Origin of the sequence: Fibrobacter succinogenes subsp. succinogenes S85, assembly GCF_000146505.1 — a bacterium.
In the GTDB taxonomy this organism is placed as follows: domain Bacteria; phylum Fibrobacterota; class Fibrobacteria; order Fibrobacterales; family Fibrobacteraceae; genus Fibrobacter; species Fibrobacter succinogenes.
Genome location: NC_017448.1, coordinates 3,528,080 through 3,550,886, shown reverse-complemented (window position 1 = coordinate 3,550,886; position 22,807 = coordinate 3,528,080). Strand labels below are relative to the sequence as shown.

Here is a 22,807-nt window from a genome sequence, read left to right as displayed (position 1 = left end):
AACGTAGTTGCGATTATAAGAAAAGCCCCGGGCTTATGCCCGGGGCTTTGGTTGAGACTCTAAAAGTTATTAGTCACCAACGTAGTTGCTTTCGCACTTCATACCGTCATTTTCCGGTGTGACGAAGTGCATTTCAATACGACGGTTCATTTCGCGGCCGTCTGCCGTGGAGTTGTCGTCAACCGGGCAGGTAGAGCCGAGACCAACAGCCTTGATACGGTTCTTGGCAACGCCGAACTTCGTGAGCTGCTTCATAACGGCCTTAGCGCGGCGGTCAGAGAGCTTGAGGTTCTTCTTAGCCTTACCGCGGTTGTCGGTATGACCCTGGATCACAATCTTGAGATCCTTGTATGCTTCGTCTTCCTTAAGCTTCTGAGCGATACCCTTAAGGATTCTCTTAGCGTTAGCGTTGACAGTTGCAGAACCGCTCTTGAAGGAGATACCTTCGAGCTTTTCTACCTTCTTCTTCGGGCAGCCGAAGCCATCATCGCCAGCTTCATTCGGGCAGCGATCAAGACCAGCGCAGACACCTTCGAAGAGGTTGAACATGTTCCTTTCGGTGACCCAAGCATCGCAGACGCCATCCTTGTCAAGGTCCGGATCCGGGAGCGGGCAGCCATCGTTAGCGGCAACACCGTGTTCGAGCGGGCACTTGTCGAGACCCTTACAGGTCTTGGAGATGAACCATTCCTTAGCAACAGATTCGTCTTCGGCAGCCTTTTCGAAGTAGTAGCCGAGCTTCTTCTGAACAACCCATTCGTCGCAGATACCGTCGCCGTCGCTGTCCGGATCATCCCACGGGCAGCCCTTATTGCCGGCAGCACCAGCTTCACCCGGACACATGTCGTAGCCCTTGCAGACGCCGGCATACTGGTCAAGCTTGTTCTTGTCGGTGACCCACGGAGAGCAGAGACCGTCGCCATCCGGATCCGGATTGTCTTCCGGGCAACCGTTGTTGACGAGCGTACCAGCTTCAGCCGGGCACTGGTCGATGCCTTCGCAAATTTCCTTGAAGTTGTCGAGTTCACCCTTCTGGCTTACCCAAGCATCGCAGACGCCGTCCTTATCCGGGTCCGGATCATCCGTCGGGCAACCATTAGACTTATTACCCTTTTCGGTCGGGCACTGGTCGATGCCTTCGCAAACATTACGGAATTCGTCAAGCATACCCTTTTCAGAAACCCAAGCGTCGCAGACACCGTCTTCGTCGCTATCCGGGTTACCCATCGGGCAGCCGCCGTTCAAACGATGACCATAGTCATCCGGGCAGCGGTCATCAGAGTCAGCCACGCCGTCACCATCGCGGTCCTGCGGAGCGAGGAAGCCGGACCAGGTAAGACCACCGAACAAGGCAAGCTGCGGGTTCACGCGAGTCTTGGTAGCCTTGATACCGGTGAGGAAGTTTTCTTCGTTTTCCATCACGCGGGCAAAGTGGACATAGTTGTCATTGCCAACGTAGACAGAAGCGCCAAGCTGGATGTCGAGGCCAATCGGCAAGTGGAACACAGCACCGCCAGTCACCTGCTTCATGTCAAGCTTTTCAGGGAGGCCATACTGAGCAACGTTCCAGGTAAAGTCTTCGGTCTGGATATCCATGTAGAATTCACCGAAGAACGAGAGGAAGTCAAGCACATAGAATTCAAGAGCTGCGCTTGCAAACGGGAAGGACATGTAAGCCTTGTCCATGGACATACGGTAACCACCGTTGATATGGACGAGGAGAGGCATAACGTCAATCTTGGAAAGGTCGAACGTCAAAGCGGCACCGACGGTCATCACAGACTTAGCAGTACCGTACGGGAATGCCATGCCAACTTCCTTGGCAATGTATTCCGGTTCACGAATCCAGACACCCTGCTTGGAGTTCTTGGATGTCTTGAAAGAATATCTGAAGAAAGCAGCGAAGTCGATAGGCACATCTGCCGGAATCGGAGCGCGAGCCTTCAAGCTGGCAGTCACGTTACCAATGTAACCGACCTTGGTACCAGCGAGAGCAGCCGGGTTGCAGCCTTCTGCTTCACCACAAACTGCGTTGCCGTTGAACTGGTCATAGAAGACCGGCAACGTCACACCGATATCGAAGTAGTCCAAAAGACCGATAGCGAGACCAACGTAAGCGCTTATGCCGCTGTACTGGGCTGCTTCAGCCTTCTGCTTCGTGTATTCATTTTCAAATGCATAGTTATAGCCGTTTTCAGGATCAGCCTTGAACATGCTATTGCCAAATGCGTAATCGCCCAAAGCCGTAAACACAAGCTTTGAATGACCAAGAGACTGGGCAGACTGTGTCTTATTGACACCGACGAAACCCGTCTTGTTAATCGTATTGGCGTGACCAGCAAAGGCAGATGATGCTGCCAAAGCCAGGGCCAATCCCATTGCTACTCGTTTCATAGAGTCTCCTTGTTTTAACCACCCCTTGGATAGAGTGGTCCTTATAGTAATGTTTAAGTGAAATATAACTCTTTAAAAAAAAGTCCGCACTTTTTCACCCACGAAATAATGGATAAATAATACATACTTTTTGTATTTTTACTATTTATGTCTTTTTTTTACAAGATTTCACTTGAAAAAAGCCTGTTCAAAGATTTCTGGGTAAAGACGGCACAAACTTGTAAACCCACTTTTACCAATGATAATATGGTCCAAAACTGGGATTTGCAAAATTTTACCTGATGCGCAGAGGACTCGCGTGATAGACATGTCTTCAGGACTCGGTTCCAGCGATCCAGAAGGGTGATTGTGGACAAAAATCACAGAAACGGCGCGGTCTTCAATAGCGAGCGCAAACGCTTCGCGCGGATGCACGGGCGTCTGGTTCACAAGCCCTGTCGTGAGTTCGTGTACGCGAATGATGTAATTGGCAGAATTTAAGGAAATGACGACAAGATGTTCCTGCGATTCGTACTTCATGTACGCCACGCGAGAAAGCACATCTTCGGGAACAGCCACGGGAATTGCCTTGTCACTTAAAATAAAGCGCCCAGAAAGCTCCAAGCATGCCAGAATTTGAGCGGCCTTGACTTTTCCAAGTCCACGAATGCTCTTGAGACGGGCAAGTGTGGGGACAGATGTTTCCGTTGATAAGAATTCCGAAAGACGCCTCGCCAATTCAAACACGCTGCATTCATGGCTACCGCTCCCCAAAATCAGCGCTAGCAGTTCTTCGTTGCTTAAAGAGCTGACGCCGGAGAATTCCAGTTTTTCTCGCGGCATCAAATTGAAGTCGGGTTTCGTGTACAGAGCCACTTGATTTTGAATCATCTATTTTCTCCTGCAAAAAGGTTCTATTATATAAACACGCTTTTCGCAGGCTTTTGGTCTAAAAATTTTTTGAAAAAAATTTTTACCTGGATGATTTCAAATCAAAGTAGTAATTGACCACAAACTGCAAGGTCCAAATTTTTGTCTTGTTTTCAAAGACCGTAGGCTTCTCTGACGGTCCTGGAATATTTTTTTCGGACTTTATCTTGACATATTCATCGTAAGGATAAATCTCCTTACCATCGTTGTAGTAAGAAATCTTGTCATTTTTATGGATGCGATCGAGGTCCAGAATAAAGCGGAAACCAAGGTCACCAATGACACCACCGAGGCCAAAACCGAAAACAAGAGACGTGACATTTGTCCTCACTTTCCATGTTTCCAAATCGCCACTCACGCTCTGTAAAGAATTTCCATCGGCATCATGGTATTCCTTGTTGCTTGTACTCCAAAAATTGGCATTGATCTGGACACCCGCATCAAAGAAGCCGTATTCCAACGGCCAAACACGAATAAGGAGCGGTAAATCCGTCTTCAAGATTGTACGCGTTTCTTCTTGCGTATAGTAAGTTTGCCGATTCCTGCCAAAGGCAATATCACGGCTAACCACATTCAGGCCAAAATTCAATTCAGTAATAAAGTTCAGGATATCATTTATACGGAACTTAAACACGCCACCCAAGTCTGCCGCGACACCGCCCCAGTCATCGCTACCCACAAGAGATTCCGACGGGTAGTCCCAATAACCAGTAGTACCTATGCCTACATGCACGCCAATACGGAGAATCGGTTCGGACACTCCCCTGGCAAGCGCATTTGAGCCAAGGCAAAATATGGCGAAGACGGCAACTAGGATGAACTTTTTCATACAATATTAGAAGAAGTAATTGAATACAAACTGGATAGAGTAAATCTTAGTTTCGTCCTTAACAACCTTGATACGGTCGCTACGATCATCTTCAATGACGAACTTGTCTTTTTCTTCAATACCATTCATGTCAAAGAACACGCGGACACCGAAGTCACATTCATGACCATTGATGAGAATAGTCGTGCCAAGGCCTGCCATGATAGACGGAATGAACGTTTTCACCTTCCATTCATCTTCAGCCTTGCGGGTCACGTTCTTGTATTCATCGTCTTCCCAATCATAGTACTGAAGATTATTGCCGTCTCTGTCCGTATATTCATAGTCATGAGACGTAGAGAGATTCAAATTGAGGCGAGCGCCCGCTTCAAGATAAACAAAGGGAACCGTCAAACGGATTGCAAGAGGAACATTGATATTGATGAGGGTACGAGTATCATTGACCTTGTAAGCACCCCAGAGGAAGTCATAGTCTTCGGAACCTTCAATTTCTTCCATGAAGTAGCTAATGCCCAAGTTGAATTCAGGGACAAAAGAAATCAACGGATTGATGCGATACTTGAAGACAAGACCGAAGTCCATGGAAACACCGGACCATTCATTCTTGCCAAAGAACATTTCAAAATCCTTATCTGTCGGATAATCCCAGAAAGAAGCATAACCAATGCCAAGGTGGACACCGAAAAGTGACTTCGGACGCTGACCGTCATTTGAAGAATTTGAAGAAGAACGTGCTTCGTCAAAGCTCTTGTATTCAGGTTCGTTCGCCGGGAGCTTATTGCCGTAACCGTCATCAACGGTACCTTCGGTCCTTGCAGCCGGGATGTCGTTACCGTAACCGTCATCTTCGGCAAAGGCGTTTGCGCTAAGGCACATCATGGCGATAGCAGATGCAATAAAGAGCTTTTTCATTCAATCTCCTTCAAATAACACAAATGTTATTTAAAATTTAAAAATTTGTTAGTTGAAGGATAAAATACAAAAATGGTAGACAACATTTCTAGAACTTTTTACAAAAAATCCCAAAAATGTTTTAAAAGTCTACAACACGTCGAAATTTGGGGAAGAACGGCAAATTTGGATGTATTATGTTCTCGAGAATCTTTCCAGGAACGAACTCAAGCGTTTGTTCTGAGACTGGTTGAACACAAAGTCCGGTGTTCCCTGTTCCACGACAACGCCCTGGTCCATGAACATAACCTTGTTCGCCACATCTCGGGCAAAAGCCATTTCGTGAGTCACGATGACCATTGTCATGCGGTCTTCGGCAAGCTTCTTGATGATTTTGAGGACTTCGCCCGTGAGTTCTGGGTCCAAGGCGCTCGTCGGTTCATCAAAGAAAAGAATCTTCGGCTTTAATGCAAGCGCACGCGCAATGGACACACGCTGTTGCTGGCCGCCCGAGAGTTCGCACGGGTAAGACTTTTCCTTACCTTCGAGGCCCATCTGCTTGAGCAAGAATCGAGCCAGCGCACGGGCATCTTCACGGGAATCGTGAAGCACGCGGATCGGCGCAAGCGTCAAGTTCTGGAGTACGGTCAAGTGCGGGAACAAGTTAAAGTTCTGGAACACAAGACCCGTAGAAAGGCGAATGTCACGGAGAGTCTTTGCGGGAGCGTACTTGATTTTACCACCAATGCAAGAACCGGGAACCACCATGTCCTTGCCATCGACACGCACCTCGCCCGCCTCAAACGTTTCAAGCTGCGTGAGGCAACGGAGGAGTGTGCTCTTGCCGGAACCAGAAGGCCCGATAATCGAGAGCACCTCGCCCGCATTGAGGTCAAACGAGATGTCCTTGAGCACATGCAAGTCGCCAAAGGACTTCTTCAAATGTTTGACTTCGAGAATCGGAGAAGAATCTAGAGGTGCGTCATTGATAATAACAGACTGAACTTGAGAATCCATGACACGCCTCACTTATAATAGTTCAACTTACGTTCCACGTAAGCGAACAACACACTCAAAAGAAGATTTGCAATGTAATAGAACACGCCCGCCACAAACAGCGGATAGATGCTTGCGTAAGCGGCCTGCTGTTTTTTCGCGAGTGCAAAAAGTTCCGTCACGGCAATCACCTGCGCCAAGGAAGTATCCTTCACAAGCGTGATGACTTCGTTTGCACTGGCAGGCACAACGCGCTTGACCACCTGCGGAAGAATGATGCGATAAAAAGTCTGACCGCGCGTAAGACCGAGCATTGCTGCAGCCTCGTACTGGCCCTTCGGAATTGACTGGATGCCACCGCGGAAGATTTCAGCAAAGTAAGCGGCATAGTTTATCGAGAAGGCGACAATCACTGCCGGAAAACGGTCAAACGAGAACTCCACTCCCGTGTATTCGCTCAAGTAGTACGAGCCAAAGTAAATCGCCACAATCTGGAGCAAAAGCGGAGTGCCGCGCATCACCGAGATGTAGAACGATACCGGGTAACGCACAATGCGGTAGCGGCTCATCTTGAGAACCGCTACAAGCAAGCCGAGCGGAATCGAGAACAGGAGCGTCAGCGCAAAAATCGCAAGCGTCGTGCAGAAACCGCCCCAGAGAATCGGGAGTAAAGAGTTCAAGTCAGACATGAGATTGCGCGCCGACCGTTACTTGCCAAACCACTTGGCAGAGATTTCAGCGAACTTGCCATCTTTTTTCATTGCATCAAGAACATTGTTCACAGAGTCACGGAGTGCCTGGTCCTTTTTGCGGAAGCCCACAGCGTAGACTTCGTCGGAAAGGCCTTCTTCCAAGACGATGTACGGCTTGGCGTTCGTGACAATCCAGTACTTGGCAACGATTTCATCGAGGAATACGGCATCGACACCGCCCTTGTCCAAATCCATGAGAGCCGTCTGGTTGTCGTCAAACGGGACGATTTCCTTGGCAGCCTTGCCGGCTTCGGAAGTTTCCAAAAGCTTCTGGGCGGTAGAACCGTTCTGCACGGCAATCTTCTTGCCAGCGAGAGCAGCGAGGTTCGTGATAGCCTTGTCCTTCACCGTGAAAATCATGCGGTTCTTGAGGTAAGCATCGCTCAAGTTCATGACCCTAGCGCGATCAGAATCAACACTCATGCCGTTCCAGATGCAGTCAATCTTGCCGGTATTCAGTTCCTGTTCCTTGGCGTCCCAGGAAATCGGTTGCGTCTTGAGCTTGATGCCCAAACGAGCGCAAACTTCTGTCGCGAGGTCAATATCAAAGCCCACGATGTTGTTGTCCTTGTCGCGGAAGCCCATCGGCGGGAAAGAATCGTCGAGGCCAAGCACGAACACACCTGCCGCCTTGACCTTATTGAAGGAGTCATCGGCAGCAGTCTTCGTTTCAGCCTTCTGGTCGTTACAGGCAGAGAGAACAGCGGCACACGCAAACGCCGCAAGAATTGCAAAAAATTTTTTCATCTTAGATTCCTTTTTTAATTTCTAATGGAAATATAGGAAAGAGAGTGGTTATAGGGCGCCGCAAGCGTGACCGAGCTACAACTTCTTTTGGGGACATCCCGAAAAAATGACCGATTCCCGAGAGATTTGGACGATTGCAGTTTACATACAAAAAGGGCCGCATCGCTGCGGTCCTTTTTTGAATGGTTTGGTCAGGAGTAACTATTAGTCCTTTCCGTAAACCTTTTCGGCGTAGGTGACTGTTGCGCCGAGGTATTCGCGGTTCATCTTGGCGATGTAATCGACGGTGATACCCTTCGGGCAGGCAGCCTGGCATTCGTAAAGGTTCGTGCAGTTGCCGAAGCCTTCCTTGTCCATCTGAGCGACCATGGCCAAAACGCGCTTCTTGGCTTCGACCTTGCCCTGCGGCAAGAAGCTGAGGTGAGAAACCTTAGCAGAGACGAAGAGCATTGCAGAAGCGTTCTTACATGCAGCGACGCAAGCACCGCAACCAATGCAAGCGGCAGCGTCGAATGCGCGGTCGGCATCGGCCTTCGGAACCGGAATCGTGGATGCTTCAGGAGCAGCACCAGTGTTGACGGAAACAAAGCCGCCAGCCTGGATGATGCGGTCGAAAGCGGTACGGTCCACAGCGCAGTCACGGATAACCGGGAATGCGGCAGCGCGCCACGGTTCGATCACGATGGTGTCGCCATCCTTGAACTTACGCATGTGAAGCTGGCAGGTAGTCGTTGCATGGTCAGGACCGTGCGGCATACCGTTGATGACGAGAGAGCACATACCACAGATACCTTCGCGGCAGTCGTGGTCGAAAGCGAAGCCTTCCTTGCCCTGCTTCATCTGTTCTTCGTTCACAATGTCGAGCATTTCCAAGAAGGACATGTCCGGAGAAACATCGTTGATCTTGACAGTTTCGAACTGTCCCTTGGTCTTGGCATCCTTCTGACGCCAAATCTTCAAAGTCAAATTCAGTCCGCCGACGCTGACGCGGCATTTTCTTTTGGGCGTTCCCCACTTCGTGGGTCGGGCTATATTCTGGGGGCAATCGGCTGCGCTATCGCTTGCCGCTCACCACCCAGAACCAAGCCTCGCTCCGCGAGTCTCGGCCCCAAGGGGTCACTATCCCTAACGCAGACGCTACGGATTAACGTATTTTTTTACCAGTTCCTCATCTGGCTCAAGAATTCTTCCTTGGTGTATGCGCCCTCTTCGCTCCGGTCCTTATACACTAGGCAATAGCGATATTCGTTTCCGGCTTTTGACGCCCAGAGGTTCCCGAGTTCAATTTTCCTCGCAGCATCCAAATGGTCACCCTTGGTTTCCAGCAGAACGATTTTTCCTTTTTTCGTCTTGATGATGAAATCAGGATAGTGATTGATAAACCCGTTGATGCAGAAATCCGAGCGTTCCTTGTTGCGGGTCCAGAATTCCACATTTTCCAAATTGGCGATATCGTTCACGACTTCGGCTTCGAATTCATTGAAACCTTCTTCCGGTTCGTATAGGCTCTTAGCAATGCTCTTGCCTTTCGCAGAATATGGCTTCTGCTTTTTGAACATATAGGAGGGCTTCAAGATAATCTTGTCCGAATCTAGTTCACGGCGGAACTCGTCACGCACATAGGTATCGGCATGATTCTGGATGGCTGTTCTGATTTTTGCTGCGTATGGAGTGGAGTTGTTCAGCATGTGGTTGAATGCAGCATCATCGAACGATTCCAATACTCGTTCAATGTATATCTTGATTTCCTGGTCTGGAATGGGATACATTTTCCCGACAAGCCCCACTAGCATCTCGGCGCATTTCTTGCGTTTACTTTCAACATCCTTGATACTTAAAATCCATTGGGCAAGGCTTGTCTGCACATCCTTCCCCACTTTGCAGAAGGTCGGCGTGTTGTCCTTGGAACTTTCATCCAAATCGACCTTGTATATTTCCGCATCGACGTTGTCGAAGTTGATGGATGTATCGCAGGTGCGAAGCGGGAATTTTTTCAGGAGCATGTCCTTTTCAAATTCCATTTCACAGAGACCGAACAAGTCGTTTTCAATGCCATCCATGTTCATAAAGAATTTAGGCAGGCAAATTCCACTTGCACTTTCGATGAAGTTTTCCTTGATGTGGGCGTTTTTCACTTGTTTCTCCAAATCTGCAGGTGTAGGGGCAGCTCCAGTAGATTTGCTCTCCTGAATTTGCTTTTCCATCGTTTCGTTCTCTTGCCTTGCCAAGCGTTCTATGTCTTGCACGGCAGGGCTTGCAGAACAAACACTTGCCCCAGGATTCCAGCTTGTTGCTGGCGATATGTTTTCATCTAAGGCACTTGTCGAAGGAACTTGAGTTTCCGGTGAAATCGGCGACAACAAATCGACTGGCGACGGTGCGACAGGAGCCTCACTAGGCAAATCGTTGACCACCTGCGTATCCGCAATTCTGTAGTCCTTGCCGCTGAAGCCTGCGCGGTTCAAACCTTCCACCACATTCTGCACGGTATCCAAGAACTTGTTCGATGCCGTAAGCACATAACTCATGTTCAACATCGGGTTCGGATTTTTGCGCGTATAAGGCAACCGCAGTACTCTTCCGAGAATCTGTTCCACATCCACAGCGGAGTTCTTGTCGGCAAGCGAAGCAAGGATGTACGCATAAGGGCAATCCCAGCCTTCTTTCAGAGCGTTCACCGTAATGATGTAACGGACTTCGCAATCCGGCGACATCAAGTCCAAACCAGCCAACTCGTTTTTATCGGCGGTTTTTATCTTAATTTCGCTTTCCTTGATTCCCTTTTCGATTAGCATCGCTTTGATTTTATCGAAAGTGGCGTTGTCTTCTTTTGTCTTGGGCTCCGCTTGGAATAGGACAATGGGGCGAATGGGCGCTCCGCCCTGATTTTGAGCGTCAAAAGCGGCTCGCTCCAAGCGGGTGCGAAGTTCCAGCGCCGAATTTACGACTTCGTCCTTGCTTTGGTGGTTATAGACAATCACGGGCAACTTGACCATGCTTTCTTTTTTGAGTTCAAAAGCACTGGTAAAGCTGATGATGTTGCTGTTTTTTCGCGGAGTCGCCGTCAAGTCCAGAATAAAACTCGGGTTCAACTGCTTGAGCATATCGACACTCAATTCGCTTTCCGCGTTATGGCTTTCATCTACAACGATTACGGGATTAAGTTGCTTGAAAACCGACATCAAGGAGACTTCTTCATCAGCGGATTCCGCAAAAGACAATAGGTTGCCGTTTTCCTTGTAGGCATTGCGATTGTCTTTGTTGCGGCTCCGCAGGCTATCGAAACTGAGAATGCAAAGGGACAAGTTTTCCTTTACGGACGAAGCGTTGAATCCCGCACCCTGTAAAAGAGCAGTCTTGTCATAGACTTCCACGCGATTCCCGAAATCCGCATTCAACTGTTCGCGATATGGGTGTTCCGGGTTTGAAAAGTTGCGAATCGTCTGTTCAAGGATGGAATTGGACGGAACAAGCCACACGACAGTCTTTGCGTGATCTTGCGGAAATATCGAGAAAATCGGTCGGAGCGCATTGGCGGCAATGAATGTTTTTCCACCAGCGGTCGGGACCTTCAGACACACATGAGGAACGCCAGCAACATTGTTCTTGTAGGGTTCCACGATTTCGCCGGGGAACGGAGTGAGCGGAGTCCGCGGGTGCAGCCGCCAGAATTCATTGAAGCTCTCCGAAATATTTTTTGTCTTTTGGAGAATTTCCAGATAACGGGTCAAATCTTCGATGATGTCTTTCTGGTATTGCTTGAGAATCATTAGAACCTCCGGATATCACGCGGGATTTTCTTGAAGGTGATGTCGTGGTCAAAAAGGAATTTCTGCGGCATGATGCAGTTGTCCGCATAGATGACATAGCGGTCGGCCTTCTCCGAAATTGACGCAAGAAAAGTCGCATCAAGCGTCGTTGTTTCGTCCTTGTTGTAAAGGAAATAATAGGCGACGCCATCGAAGTTCCCTAAATGAGCCGGATGCCCGTTGTTGCTTTGCGGCAATGCATGGTTTGTTTCGGTGTAATAGAGGTATTCGCGGATGGTCTGCTCCGGAACGTTTTCGTTGATGAAACCATCTTTCAAAAGTTCTGGGCCAAGTTCATAGTAGGCGAATGAACCGCCGGTGCCTTCAATGGCATTCTTGCCTTCGCCATAGCCATTGATGACTCGACGGACGCGTTCGGCGGTGATTGTCTCGGCGTAATCTTCCATTTCGACAAGGATGAACTTGCGGTTGCCGCCATCTTGTTTGTTCAAATTCAGCACAGCATGGGCTGTGGTGCCGGAACCAGCGAAGGAATCGAGGATGATGGAGGATTTGTCGGTGGCTAAAACAAGAAGCATCTCAATTAATTTGATTGATTTAGGAGTATCAAAAACATTTTTTCCCAAAGTTCGTTTTAGTTGTTCTTTTGCTAATTGCGTTGAACCAACAATTTCGTTATACAAAATGGAATTTGTAACCATTCCTTGTTTTACTTCGGATAAGTATTTTTTTAATCTAGGAACATTTTTTCCATCTTTACCAAACCACAGTCTATTCTCTTCATAAGCCCTTATTAATGAATCCTTACTTAATCTGGGATAAGCTCCTTCATTCGGTTTCCAATAAATTCCATTTGGAAAAGTGTAATCATAAATGTTATCAGCGGAGCCACTTTTGGCAGTTAAGGCAACACTAGTCCAAGGTCCGTTTGGGTCATTGTCCGGGTTAGCATATCTTGCGTTTGCTTCTTCTGTTCGTGGCAATAAATTGAATACTTGTAATTGTTCTGATTTTCTATATGACAAAACATATTCATGATTAACTGATGAAAATTTTGAATCGTTTTGAACCACTTTTTTCTTTTCCCAAATAAAATCACCAACAAAATTCCCTGCTCCAAATATCTCATCACAAACCAACTTCAGATTCGCCTGTTCGTTATCATCGATGCTGATAAAAATCGCCCCGTCGTTGCTCAACAATTTCTGCAACAACTTAAGGCGCGGGTACATCATGCAAAGCCACTTGTCGTGACGGGTCAAGTCCTCGGATTCCTTCCCTACCACTTGCCCTAACCACTTCTTGATTTTCGGGCTGTTCACATTGTCGTTATAGACCCAGTTCTCGTTGCCGGTATTGTACGGTGGATCGATATAGATGCATTTGATGCGACCTTCGTATTCAGGGAGCAGAGATTTGAGCGCTTCCAAATTATCGCCGTGGATAATCTTGTTACCCGGCTCGCCGTCGCCAAAATCGTATTTCTTTTCCAGAACCCGATAAGGGACATCCAGGTGGTGATTCAAAACAGCGTCTTTGCCAATCCAGGTCAGCGAGGGCATGGGGGCCTCATGTACAAAAAGGTTAAAGGTTCAGTTCTAACCCTTACCCTCTTGAAGGACTGGACCCTATCGCCTTCGGCTCCAGGGTGACAGGAGCATGTAAAAAAGGCGTGGAATCATCCGACTTGCAATTGATGAGGCTCCGCTAAAAGCCCTGTGTACTACAAGCACGAACGACCCACGCCCCATAGGGACGTGAGTGTTCGCCTTATTCTCGTACACTTGAAATTTAGCGGATTTCATCAATGAGAATAAGAGCAAAAACTCTAAAAACTGGTAGCCCGTTACCCGACCGGCACACAACCGCCGATGCAGCTAAAAAGCCATGCTGTGAATATAGATAATTGCCGGACTTTGATAGTCCGGCAACAACAGATTACGGATGTTTTTTCTCAAATTCGCTTGGAATCCGTAAAACCACACCCCCACGCGAAACATAATCTCCAAAAATATCCAATGGCGCTCGACCAGAACGGAGAAAATGTCCCTAATCACAGCATTAACTAAAAAAGTTAATTTCTTTAACTAAATCTATTGACTTGTAAACCAAAATAATGTATATTACTCGCAAACCCACTCAAGGAGACACAAAATGGTCACATCTTTCGGAAAATTTTTGAGGAACTTAAGGATGGATATAGGAGAACTTTTGCTTAATATGGCCGACAAGTTAAGCGTATCTCCAGCATTCCTTTCTGGAGTCGAGAACGGGAAAAGAAAGATTCCCGAAGGATGGCTTTCCAAGATAGCGACCCTCTATGGCCTATCTGAAGAACAAAACGAAAAGATGAAAGCCGCCTATTACGACTCTAATAACGAAATCGAAATAGGATTGCACGACCTGCAGGCCAACCAAAGAGACCTTGCTATCGCTTTTGCCAGAAAATTGGACTCTATACCAGATAGTGATATAAGCAGAATCCTAAGTATTTTAAACAAGGAGAAGAAATAATGGCAAACTTTAAGGCAAAGCCAATATCCAAGCAGGAAATTCGTGAATTGGCCAAGGCCATACGAAAAAAATGCGGCTTAGAGGATATTCACAAAATCCCTGTATGTTTGTTTTTTGAATGGATTATGGAAAAGCTGTTCCCTAATTTTGAATGGGAGATTGTCGCCGACTACACAATGTCGGAAGAAGGCGTGACATTTTCAGGAGCCAATAAAATCATCATCCGTCAGGATGTCTATGTTGCGGCTTGCCACGGAGATGGACGCGCCCGTTTTACAATTATGCATGAAATAGGGCATTTTCTTCTGCATGGACCAAACCGAGTAGCTCTTTGCCGTTTGGCTCCTGGGGAAAAGCTTAGACCATTTGAAGATCCCGAATGGCAAGCAAATGCTTTTGCCGAAGAATTTCTCATGGATTATGACCTAATTCAAGGGATGAACTACATTCAAATTTCAGAAAAATGCGGTGTCACTTATGGTGCCGCAAAAACAAGAATCGGCAAAATCCAAGGGAGGTGGATCGTGTAATAGTAGCTATCTATACCCTAAATAAACGGCTGTACAGCGAACATCAGCCATCCAAGCAAACAGCATCAGCAAGTTCTTGTTAACAACTAACGGCTTTGTCTTGATGCACAACATCATCCGCCGAAATACGGCAAGAGGTTTTATGTCAAGACAATTCTTGCATATATCAATCCGTATTGTATATTCTGCAAAAGGGGTACAATATGGGAACCAGTAAACCAGGGCGCTATATGAATACGAAAGGTAGCGCCAGAACCATGAGCCAGTTTTCACTGGTTCATTCATCGGAGGGAAAATTCACAAGGCCGCAAAGACCAACCGACCCATTAAAGCTGATGAGTGGTGGTCACGGACAAAAGGGAATGGACCTTCTTGATAAATATGGCATTCCATATAATATTGTGAAGGTGTATTCCAATGGTGTTCGTGTCGGGAACATCCCTTTGCATTCGACAAGAGCGAAACGTACGGGGATAAACCAATCTTGGTTTCCTACGTCATGGAGTGAAAAAACTATTAAACGGGCTGGAGAACATGTAGCCCAGTTACACAGGAACCGTAATTTCCCGGATGGAAGGATTATGTACGGGACTTTCAAGGGCGTTCGTGTAGGTGTAATCAAAACAAATGGGCAAATCGGAACTGTGTTCCCTGACAAAATTCAACCATAGGAGTAAAAAAATGATAGACAAGAATGAATTCAACAAAATCATTGTTGAACGCAAAAGAATCGCGGATGAAACGATGGACAACTGGGATTACGGCATTGAACAATGCCACGAAAAAATCCTTGCAATGATTACGGATAACCTGCAGGAAGGACTCTCGTTCCTTGAAAACGAATGCAGTCCTGATGATATCTACTGGATTAGCGAAATGTTTGATGAAATCGCAACTAAAACTCAATCCAAGGAATTCATCGAGGCGATACACAGAATCCATGACAAAATGCCGGAGGATATCAAAAAATCGATTGAGATTGATATTGAATCTGCCGAACAAGCAATGGGTTAAAAAGAAAGGACTCGAACAAGTTGCAGCGAACAATCTTATTCAAGTCCATTCCCAGATATGCTAAAGCAAATCCTAGTTAACAACTAACGTAGGTATTAATTTAGCATATCTATTCCACAAAAACAAGTAAAATCTTCAAAAGAGGAATAAATATGCGCATAAACGCCTTTGACGACGGATTGCGTCCAGAATTGCTGGAACGCTCTTTTTACGATGGAATCTTTGAAATTCCGCAATTAGAGCCATTGGAACAAATTGTCGAGCCCGCAGGACTTGTACCCTTTTCCAAGCGGCAGAAGGCTAGGGATCGATTCGTACACTTCTATGAACACGAGGCTCATTATCAGGATTTCACCAACCATCCTGAAAAGTATATCAAAGATCTTTTAGAGCATCCGGGAATTACATCTCCCGATAATTCTATTCTAGTAGAAGCTCCTCTTTGCGCACAGATTGCAAACCTATTCATATCTCGGCGCAACGCAAGTTTTCTGCAACACAGCGGAGTCTATCAGATTCCGAATGTGCGATGGGGCGACGAAAGGACATTTACAACTGTAGAATTACCGGAAGCAGTAGCTTTTATCGGCATTCCGCATAACTCAATCGTTTCAATCGGGACTTATGGATGTTGTCAAACTCAAGATGAAAAACGACTGATGCATTTGGGCGTTGTAGAAATGCTGAAGGTGTTGCATCCGCAAATTGTAGTCGTTTACGGTTCTATGCCAAAGGATGTGTTTTGCGATTTTCCCTATGAACCGCGATTTTTGCGGTTTGACAATTGGGATAAGGAACATCACACATAATTTGTGGAAAGGATTTATCAGGCCAAAAGCCAGGGGGATTCCTCCCCCACCATACGCAAAAAGGGCCGCATCGCTGCGGTCCCTTTTATAATGCTGAATTGAGATTGCTTCACCCCTATTCGGGGTTCGCAATGACGTTGTAACGCTTCTTTCGTCTCTCGTCTGTAGCGAGCCGAAGGCGAAGCGTCCTTTCGTCTAATTAGTCCTTTCCGTACACCTTTTCGGCATAGGTGACTGTTGCGCCGAGGTATTCGCGGTTCATCTTGGCGATGTAATCCACGGTGATACCCTTCGGGCATGCGGCCTGGCATTCGTAAAGGTTCGTGCAGTTGCCGAAGCCTTCCTTGTCCATCTGAGCGACCATGGCGAGCACGCGCTTCTTTGCTTCGACCTTGCCCTGCGGCAAGAAGCTGAGGTGAGAAACCTTAGCAGAGACGAAGAGCATAGCAGAGGCGTTCTTACATGCAGCGACGCAAGCACCGCAACCAATGCAAGCGGCAGCGTCGAATGCGCGGTCGGCATCGGCCTTCGGAACCGGAATCGTGGATGCTTCAGGAGCAGCACCGGTGTTGACGGAAACGAAGCCGCCAGCCTGAATGATGCGGTCGAAAGCGGTACGGTCGACAGCGCAGTCACGGATAACCGGGAATGCGGCAGCGCGCCACGGTTCGATCACGATGGTGTCGCCATCCTTGAACTTACGCATGTGAAGCTGGCAGGTAGTCGTTGCATGGTCAGGACCGTGCGGCATACCGTTGATGACGAGAGAGCACATACCACAGATACCTTCGCGGCAGTCGTGGTCGAAAGCGAAGCCTTCCTTGCCCTGCTTCATCTGTTCTTCGTTCACAATGTCGAGCATTTCCAAGAAGGACATGTCCGGAGAAACATCGTTGATCTTGACAGTTTCGAACTGTCCCTTGGTCTTGGCATCCTTCTGACGCCAAATCTTCAAAGTCAAATTCAGTCCGCTCATTATTTGTAGCTCCTAGTAGCAAGGTGGACGTTATCAAAAGTAAGAGGTTCCTTGGAGAGTTCCGGTGCGATACCGTCGCCCTTGTATTCCCAAGCACCGACGTAGCAGAAGTTTTCATCATCGCGCTTTGCTTCGCCTTCCGGAGTCTGGCTTTCTTCACGGAAGTGGCCACCGCAAGATTCTTTACGATGGAGAGCGTCGAGAGTGAGGACTTCGGCGAATTCGAGGAAGTCAGCAACGCGGCCAGCACGTTCGAGGTTCTGGTTGAAGGAACCTTCGGAGCCGAGCACGTTGACGTTTTCCCAGAATTCCTGGCGGAGTGCCGGAATCTTTTCGAGAGCCGTCTTGAGGCCGGCTTCGTTACGAGCCATGCCAACGTATTCCCACATGATGTTACCGAGTTCACGATGGATATCGTTAACAGTGCGGTGACCCTTGATGGAGAGGAGCTTGTGGATGCGTTCTTCGGTCTGCTTCTTGCAGTCTTCGAAGGCGGCATCGGATTCAGAGACCTTTTCGAGCTTGGTACCTGCGAAATAGCCACCGATGGTGAACGGAATCACGAAGTAACCGTCGGAGAGGCCCTGCATAAGAGCAGATGCACCGAGGCGGTTTGCACCGTGGTCGGAGAAGTTTGCTTCACCGAGAACGAAGCAGCCCGGGATAGTGGACATCAAATCATAGTCAACCCAGAGACCACCCATGGTGTAGTGGATAGCCGGGAAGATGCGCATCGGGACCTTGTACGGGTCTTCGTCTGTGATCTTTTCGTACATCTGGAAGAGGTTGCCGTACTTGGCAGAGACACCTGCAACGCCCATACGCTGGATAGCGTCGGCGAAGTCGAGGTACACAGCCTGCTTGGTGTTACCCACGCCGAGACCTGCGTCGCAGACCTGCTTGGCGTTACGGGAAGCCACGTCACGCGGGACGAGGTTACCGAAGCTCGGGTACTTTTCTTCGAGGTAGTAGTAACGTTCTTCTTCCGGGATCTGGTCCGGAGAACGGGTGTCGCCAGCCTTGCGCGGAACCCAAATACGACCGTCGTTACGGAGGGATTCACTCATCAAGGTGAGCTTGGACTGAAGGTCGCCATGGCGCGGAATGCAGGTCGGGTGGATCTGCGTATAGCACGGGTTTGCAAAGAGAGCACCGCGCTTGTAAGCACGGAATGCAGCCGTGACGTTGGAGCCCTGAGCGTTCGTGGAGAGGTAGTAGACGTTACCATAACCACCAGTGCAAAGGCAGACAGCGTCTGCAACGTGGCTTTCGAGTTCGCCAGTGATGAGGTTACGGACGATGATACCGCGAGCCTTGCCGTCGATCACGACGAGGTCCATCATTTCGCGACGCGGGAACATCTTGACCTTACCGGCAGCAACCTGGCGCATGAGAGCCTGGTATGCACCGAGGAGGAGCTGCTGACCCGTCTGACCACGAGCGTAGAACGTACGGGAAACCTGCGTACCGCCGAAAGAGCGGTTGTCCAAAAGGCCACCGTATTCACGACCGAAGGGAACGCCCTGAGCGACGCACTGGTCGATGATCAAGTTGGAGTTTTCGGCCAAGCGGTGCACGTTGGCTTCGCGAGCACGGAAGTCACCACCCTTAACGGTATCGTAGAACAAACGATAAACGGAGTCGCCATCGTTTTTGTAGTTCTTTGCTGCGTTGATACCGCCCTGTGCAGCAATGGAATGGGCACGGCGCGGGCTATCCTGAATGCAGAAAGACTTTACGTTGTAACCAAGTTCACCGAGGGATGCGGCAGCAGAAGCACCTGCAAGGCCAGTACCCACGACGATGACCGTGAACTTGCGCTTGTTGGCCGGGTTCACGAGTTTGAGTTCGAACTTGTGCTTGGTCCACTTTTCTTCGATGGAACCACCGGGGATTTTAGAATCAAGAATCATTAGTGGGCTCCTTACTTTTCAATATTGAAAGAAACTTGTACTTCGCCAACAGACGGGATGACGAAAGCAGCCTTGTCGGCCTTGGCCTTCTGCTGTTCGTACTGCTGCTGGAGGCTACGGGACTTTTCGATAAGAGCCTGGGTTTCAGGCTGGTTAGCGAGGTAGTAAGAGGCAACAGCGGTGATGCCGAAGCCAAGTGCCACGACGACGCTATAAACGATACCGGCGATATCGATAATCGGGGTCCACTTCTGGTGAGCGATACCCATCGTCTGGAATGCAGAGGAGATGGCGTGGAAGAGGTGCATGCCGATGACGAACATGCTAACAACATAGAATGCAGCCCAGCCAGGATTTGCAAACATCTGGATCGTGGTGAGCCACATGTCGCGGATGATTTCGCCCTTGTCGTTCACATAGAGGTAGTGTTCGCCGAACTTGAGCATCATGAGGTGCTGGATGAGGAAGCCAACAATGAAGAGACCAGACCAGATCATGGTGAAGGTTGCGAAAGTCTTCTTGCCCTTGCGTGCATTGACTTCGTATTCAATTCCGCCACGAGCCTTCTTGTTTTCAATCTTCAGCGTAACAGCGAGGAAGATGTGAATGGCAAAGGCAGCCACGAGTACCAGTTCGACGAGGTAAATCATCTTCACCGGGAAGTGGAGCGGGTTGAATCCGGTCAGGAATTCGGTATAAGCGTTGTAGGACGCCTGTGCCGCAGCCTGGTCGAAGTTCAAGAGCTGGAAGTTACCACACATGTGGCCAAAGATGAACAGAGCCAAGAAGGCGCCTGTGCATCCCATGATCTGCTTCTTACCAATGGACGAGGTAAGATACTTGATGATCCATTGCATTTGAGTCTACTCCTTAGAAGGATTGTTTTATTGTTAAAAATTAGAGGACGCAGCAGGCCTTGAGAGAAGGCATTTCGTAAGCGTAGCGTTCTTCCTTCTTGAACCAGAAGTCGAGTTCGCGTTCTGCAGAAGCCGGACTATCGGAGCTGTGAACGACGTTTTCGGTCATGGAAGGAGCAAAATCGTAGCGGAGGGTACCCGGTTCCGCCTTAGCCGGATTGGTAGCACCGTTAATGGCGCGGACCTTTGCAATTGCGTTTTCGCCACCGAGAGCAAGCATCACGGACGGACCCTTGGTCATGTAGGCTTCGAGTTCCGGGAAGAACGGCTTTTCGACGTGTTCAGCGTAAAAACCGCGAGCATCTTCGGAGGTCATCTGGTGCATCTTGACGGCGCAGACAGAGAGACCGGCACTGATGTAGCGATCAATAATACGACCAACCAAGCCAGACTTGACTGCGTTCGGCTTGATCATTGCAAATGTCATTTCCATAGTAGTACCTTTTTTTTGAAAGTTGTGAAAAATATAAGATTTTAGACGAAAGACGAAAGACGAAAGACGAAAGAATGTGTTGGTTTTAGACGAGGGACGAGAGAAAAACTTGCTTTTAGACTTGAGCTTAAAAGAATCTCATAAATATTATCGCGAAGCGACATTATTTAATCTCTCGTCTTTCGTCTGTAGGCGCTCTGCGCCGTTCTTTCGTCTTACTCTTCCGCTTCGATTTTCTTCATAAGTTCATCGGCGAGTTTGCCGTTGCTCTTGATGTTCTGGACAAGCCAATCGACAGATTCGTTGAGTTCGCTCTTCGGGTAAAGCTTCTTGAATTCTTCAAAGACCTTGAGCGCTTCAGCATCCTTGTGCAGGTTTTCGTTCAGGATGAAGCCACGGCTGAACATGGCCTTTTCAGCATCCGGAGAATCCGGCCACGTGCGGTAGAAAGCCCTGTATTCACGCTGGGCCTTGTCAAATTCTTCCTGATCGCTGTAAACGTGCGCGAGTTCAAATGTAGCCTTTTTGGCAACGGAATCAATATCCACATAGCGTTCGCGAATTCCAGACCATGCAAGGTAAGCTTTTTCGAGGCTCTTCGCCTGCGTATAAAGAGAATCAGCAGACTTCATGGCAAATTCCACAGACCATTCCTGCGGCAAAAGCGTTATGTTATCTGCAAAGAGATCCACCTTAGCGGTCCCCCAGGAAGTCACGACTTCCTTGTCCCAGCGGCCAGAACGGTACACCAGGTAAGCCGTTTCAAACACCTGCTTCTTAGACTCTTCGTAGGTTTTCGGGAGGTAGTCTTCTTCGGCGTAGTAATACGTTCTCTTCATGAGATTTTCAGGGATTTCAAACCAGTCGCTGAGCTCAGAACGGGACTGTTCATACGTCAAAGTCGGGTGTGCCGGATTGCCCATACGTTCGTAGAGGGCCTTGAGAGAATCTTCCGGAACCACGATGTGGTTAAGGACCTTCATCCTGTACATCTTGATGATGTAGTCGACATCGCTCTGGCGCTTGAGGGCGCGATATTCCCAAGTGTGGTCGAGTCCGACTTCGCGAGCTTCGGAAGCAAAAGCAAGCTGGAGAGCAAGGGATTTTACGACCTGGTCATGAGTTCTGCGGGAACGGACCATCATACCATTATCTTCGTATACAGCAAGAACATCCTTTTCACGGATAGCGGGTTCGCCATTTTTCGTAACAAGCACATAGTTGGAATCAAGTTCGTAATTAGCGGTTGTTGCCAAATCACGTTCAATGCTCTTGCGTACGCGGTCAAGCGGTTTCTGTTCCGGCTGAACAACGGACTCGCGGTAGAACACATGATAACGGCCCGTAGATTCAGACTTGATCACCGAGGAAATAGCTCCATCCTTCAAGGTGTCAAGAGCGACAAACATATTCGGGACAAAGCCAATGCCATACGGAAGCGGATGACCATAAACAACCTTACCGACAAAGCCCTTAGCAGCCTTTGTGTCCTTGTTTTCGCTAAACTTGGACGCAATCTTCATGAAACCTTTGAGGTCAACCTTTTTGCCCTTAAAGCGCTTAGCAAGTTTAGCGGAGTCCGCAGATTCCACATGGTAGACAACAAAGCCACCCGGAGTCATGTACAAGTTCTTGTGCTTTTCGTAGTAGGCTTCAGCAGAAGGCATCTGGATTTCAGTTTCCTGAATGTTGTACTTTTTCAGGAGAGCCGGTCCCGTTTCACGAACAATCCGTTGGCGATGGTCCGAGACAAAACGTTCCTTGATGTCGTACGTAATCTTGACTTCACGCGACGTATCGGACAAGTCCCTGTGCTTGAAGGCATAGGACTTCAAGGAATCATAGTTGGATTCGATGTACTTGGCATCGGCAACCTTGTCGCGAAGATTCATGTAGGAAAGCGAATCAGCAAACTGGTCGCGGTGCTTGTCGTAATAGAAAGCAAGTTCATCGTCGGTGTACATCAGGCGGTCCATCGTATAGAGGCGCTGGTACACGAATGTAAGGAGGTAGTTTTCAAGAGCCACGTTGTGGGCTTCGAGCTGTTCCTTCAGTTCAGGATTCTTCTGGAGAGCGACCGTATAAAGAGCCTTGCGGCTGAACAAAGAACTCGAGGCTTTTCTCATCTGTTCCGTATTTGGGACGATGTTCCCCACACGCATCATGAAGGCGTAGTCTTCTTTGAAAATCGGTTCGCCATTCACCCTGGCAACGAGAGTATCCTTGTCTCCAATGGAATTGCACCCTGAAAGAACAAGGGCGCAGAAAGAACAAAACACAAGCAAAGCTTTTTTCATAAAGTCCTCATGAATATGTGTGCGTGAATATAACAATTTTTAGTCGGAAGTAGGAAGTAGACAGTAGGAAGTGGTTAGTGGTTAGAAGAACTTTGGCGTCGCGCGCAATTACTTTA

General features: G+C 48.3%; 20 protein-coding genes. 5 read left to right on the top strand and 15 right to left on the bottom strand.

The annotated features are described in order from the left end of the window. Positions 1 to 69: 69 nt before the first annotated feature. The 10 genes from FSU_RS14590 to FSU_RS14545 all read right to left on the bottom strand — a co-directional run bounded on the left by FSU_RS14590 (position 70) and on the right by FSU_RS14545 (position 12,850). Positions 70 to 2,394 (bottom strand): OmpA family protein, encoded by a 2,325-nt coding sequence (locus tag FSU_RS14590; RefSeq protein WP_014547117.1) that lies wholly within the window; start codon positions 2,392 to 2,394, stop codon positions 70 to 72. Between the two features lie 168 nt (positions 2,395 to 2,562). Beyond that, positions 2,563 to 3,264 (bottom strand): RadC family protein, encoded by a 702-nt coding sequence (gene radC / locus FSU_RS14585; RefSeq protein ID WP_015732322.1) that lies wholly within the window; start codon positions 3,262 to 3,264, stop codon positions 2,563 to 2,565. A gap of 82 nt (positions 3,265 to 3,346) precedes the next feature. Beyond that, on the bottom strand, positions 3,347 to 4,132 hold the full coding sequence (locus FSU_RS14580; protein WP_014547115.1) for a porin family protein: 786 nt from the start codon (positions 4,130 to 4,132) through the stop codon (positions 3,347 to 3,349). 6 nt (positions 4,133 to 4,138) lie between these two features. Beyond that, positions 4,139 to 5,044, bottom strand: coding sequence for a porin family protein (locus FSU_RS14575; protein WP_014547114.1), 906 nt, complete (start codon positions 5,042 to 5,044; stop codon positions 4,139 to 4,141). 174 nt (positions 5,045 to 5,218) lie between these two features. Continuing rightward, positions 5,219 to 6,040 carry an amino acid ABC transporter ATP-binding protein gene (locus FSU_RS14570; RefSeq protein WP_014547113.1) on the bottom strand — a complete coding sequence of 274 codons (822 nt, stop codon included), beginning with the start codon at positions 6,038 to 6,040 and terminating at the stop codon, positions 5,219 to 5,221. 8 nt (positions 6,041 to 6,048) lie between these two features. Next, positions 6,049 to 6,708 (bottom strand): amino acid ABC transporter permease, encoded by a 660-nt coding sequence (locus tag FSU_RS14565; RefSeq protein WP_014547112.1) that lies wholly within the window; start codon positions 6,706 to 6,708, stop codon positions 6,049 to 6,051. Between the two features lie 18 nt (positions 6,709 to 6,726). Next, the gene (locus tag FSU_RS14560; RefSeq protein ID WP_014547111.1) at positions 6,727 to 7,518 is read right to left on the bottom strand and encodes an amino acid ABC transporter substrate-binding protein; all 792 of its coding nucleotides are present in this window, start codon (positions 7,516 to 7,518) and stop codon (positions 6,727 to 6,729) included. Between the two features lie 204 nt (positions 7,519 to 7,722). Continuing rightward, a complete protein-coding gene (locus FSU_RS14555; RefSeq protein WP_014547110.1) occupies positions 7,723 to 8,484 on the bottom strand; it encodes a succinate dehydrogenase/fumarate reductase iron-sulfur subunit in 762 nt (253 codons plus the stop codon). A gap of 191 nt (positions 8,485 to 8,675) precedes the next feature. Beyond that, positions 8,676 to 11,288, bottom strand: a complete 2,613-nt coding sequence (locus tag FSU_RS14550; protein ID WP_014547109.1) for a DEAD/DEAH box helicase — start codon at positions 11,286 to 11,288, stop codon at positions 8,676 to 8,678. Further along, positions 11,288 to 12,850 carry a site-specific DNA-methyltransferase gene (locus FSU_RS14545; protein WP_014547108.1) on the bottom strand — a complete coding sequence of 521 codons (1,563 nt, stop codon included), beginning with the start codon at positions 12,848 to 12,850 and terminating at the stop codon, positions 11,288 to 11,290. The genes FSU_RS14550 and FSU_RS14545 overlap by 1 nt, the downstream gene beginning before the upstream one ends. A 592-nt stretch (positions 12,851 to 13,442) precedes the next feature. Here FSU_RS14545 and FSU_RS14540 point away from each other — a divergent pair. The 5 genes from FSU_RS14540 to FSU_RS14520 all read left to right on the top strand — a co-directional run bounded on the left by FSU_RS14540 (position 13,443) and on the right by FSU_RS14520 (position 16,155). Continuing rightward, positions 13,443 to 13,802: a helix-turn-helix domain-containing protein gene (locus tag FSU_RS14540; protein ID WP_014547107.1), complete on the top strand. Its 360-nt coding sequence runs from the start codon at positions 13,443 to 13,445 to the stop codon at positions 13,800 to 13,802. Further along, the gene (locus FSU_RS14535; protein ID WP_014547106.1) at positions 13,802 to 14,332 is read left to right on the top strand and encodes an ImmA/IrrE family metallo-endopeptidase; all 531 of its coding nucleotides are present in this window, start codon (positions 13,802 to 13,804) and stop codon (positions 14,330 to 14,332) included. Before FSU_RS14540 ends, FSU_RS14535 begins: the two co-directional genes overlap by 1 nt. A 203-nt stretch (positions 14,333 to 14,535) precedes the next feature. Continuing rightward, on the top strand, positions 14,536 to 15,003 hold the full coding sequence (locus FSU_RS14530) for an EndoU domain-containing protein (protein WP_015732321.1): 468 nt from the start codon (positions 14,536 to 14,538) through the stop codon (positions 15,001 to 15,003). 10 nt (positions 15,004 to 15,013) lie between these two features. After that, positions 15,014 to 15,346 (top strand): hypothetical protein, encoded by a 333-nt coding sequence (locus tag FSU_RS14525; RefSeq protein ID WP_015732320.1) that lies wholly within the window; start codon positions 15,014 to 15,016, stop codon positions 15,344 to 15,346. Between the two features lie 152 nt (positions 15,347 to 15,498). After that, positions 15,499 to 16,155 carry a DUF4417 domain-containing protein gene (locus tag FSU_RS14520; RefSeq protein ID WP_014547105.1) on the top strand — a complete coding sequence of 219 codons (657 nt, stop codon included), beginning with the start codon at positions 15,499 to 15,501 and terminating at the stop codon, positions 16,153 to 16,155. Between the two features lie 199 nt (positions 16,156 to 16,354). Here FSU_RS14520 and FSU_RS14515 read toward each other — a convergent pair whose 3' ends face one another. The 5 genes from FSU_RS14515 to FSU_RS14495 all read right to left on the bottom strand — a co-directional run bounded on the left by FSU_RS14515 (position 16,355) and on the right by FSU_RS14495 (position 22,691). Next, positions 16,355 to 17,131, bottom strand: a complete 777-nt coding sequence (locus FSU_RS14515; RefSeq protein WP_014547104.1) for a succinate dehydrogenase/fumarate reductase iron-sulfur subunit — start codon at positions 17,129 to 17,131, stop codon at positions 16,355 to 16,357. After that, positions 17,131 to 19,044 (bottom strand): fumarate reductase/succinate dehydrogenase flavoprotein subunit, encoded by a 1,914-nt coding sequence (locus FSU_RS14510; RefSeq protein WP_014547103.1) that lies wholly within the window; start codon positions 19,042 to 19,044, stop codon positions 17,131 to 17,133. The genes FSU_RS14515 and FSU_RS14510 overlap by 1 nt, the downstream gene beginning before the upstream one ends. A gap of 11 nt (positions 19,045 to 19,055) precedes the next feature. After that, complete coding sequence (locus tag FSU_RS14505; RefSeq protein WP_014547102.1) at positions 19,056 to 19,901, bottom strand: succinate dehydrogenase cytochrome b subunit; 846 nt, start codon at positions 19,899 to 19,901, stop codon at positions 19,056 to 19,058. Between the two features lie 40 nt (positions 19,902 to 19,941). Beyond that, the gene (gene ndk, locus FSU_RS14500; RefSeq protein ID WP_014547101.1) at positions 19,942 to 20,394 is read right to left on the bottom strand and encodes a nucleoside-diphosphate kinase; all 453 of its coding nucleotides are present in this window, start codon (positions 20,392 to 20,394) and stop codon (positions 19,942 to 19,944) included. Between the two features lie 215 nt (positions 20,395 to 20,609). Beyond that, positions 20,610 to 22,691, bottom strand: coding sequence for a peptidyl-prolyl cis-trans isomerase (locus FSU_RS14495; RefSeq protein WP_014547100.1), 2,082 nt, complete (start codon positions 22,689 to 22,691; stop codon positions 20,610 to 20,612). Positions 22,692 to 22,807 lie beyond the last annotated feature (116 nt).